General features: G+C 60.7%; 2 rRNA genes. Both read left to right on the top strand.

Annotation, left to right across the window (positions count from 1 at the left end):
* Positions 1 to 96, top strand: a 16S ribosomal RNA gene (locus BGC09_RS21990); the annotation flags it as partial.
* A 397-nt stretch (positions 97 to 493) separates the two neighbouring features.
* Positions 494 to 894: ribosomal RNA gene (locus tag BGC09_RS23185) — 23S ribosomal RNA — on the top strand; the annotation flags it as partial.

The raw sequence follows: 894 nt of genomic DNA, 5'->3' as shown, positions 1-894 counted from the left end.
CGAGAGGGGAGGCAGGCGTCGAGGGTGGGGTCGGTGATTGGGGTGAAGTCGTAACAAGGTAGCCGTACCGGAAGGTGCGGCTGGATCACCTCCTTTCTAGGGAGTCGCAGGAGGAGCAGATCGCAGGCAGCTCGTTCTGCCTCGCTCACTCCTTCTCTCCCAGGTCGATCCGTTTCACGGAACTCGCCGATTCGAGGGGGAGCCTCTCGAAGGGCAGCTCTGTGAGACGTGTTCCAGGTTCTACCTAGATAGATGGGCGCTGCGCGAGAACAGGGCCTTGGGCGAATGCAGTTGCAAGCCTCTGTAGGTTTTCCACTTTTCAGGTGTCGGGGTGGCGGCTTGCGTGACTGCTGGGCAAGCGTCAAGTAGCGTGAGCCGCATGGCACTGGCACCAGTACCTTAACAACTGAGTGCAATTCTTGTTTCAATTTTGCCGAGAGTAAATAGGTCGTAGACAACTGTCGTAAAGGCCGAGTAGAGGTAGATAGAGGACGCACAAGCGAGAAGCGTACGCGGGGGATGCCTAGGCGCTGAAGGCCGAAGAAGGACGCGGCGAGCGGCGAAACGTTCAGGGGGAGCTGCTGGCAAGCGATGAACCCTGAGTCTCCGAATGGGGCAACCCCTCCGGCGTGATGGCCGGAGATCGGCGGTCGCGCTGACCGCACGAGGGGCAGTGGGTGAACTGAAACATCTTAGTAGCCCGACGAAGAGAAATCAACCGAGATTCCCTCAGTAGTGGCGAGCGAACGGGGAAGAGCCTAAACCGTCGCGCGGCCTGGCAACAGGTCCGAGACGGGGTTGTAGGGCCGACGTGGGGCCTGGCCCGAGCGCTGCGGCGCTGGACCCGAAGTAGCTGGAACGCTACACCAGAGCGGGTGAGAGTCCCGTAGGGGT

Source organism: Thermogemmatispora onikobensis (genome assembly GCF_001748285.1).
GTDB lineage: Bacteria > Chloroflexota > Ktedonobacteria > Ktedonobacterales > Ktedonobacteraceae > Thermogemmatispora > Thermogemmatispora onikobensis.
This window is presented reverse-complemented; position numbering and strand designations above follow the sequence as displayed.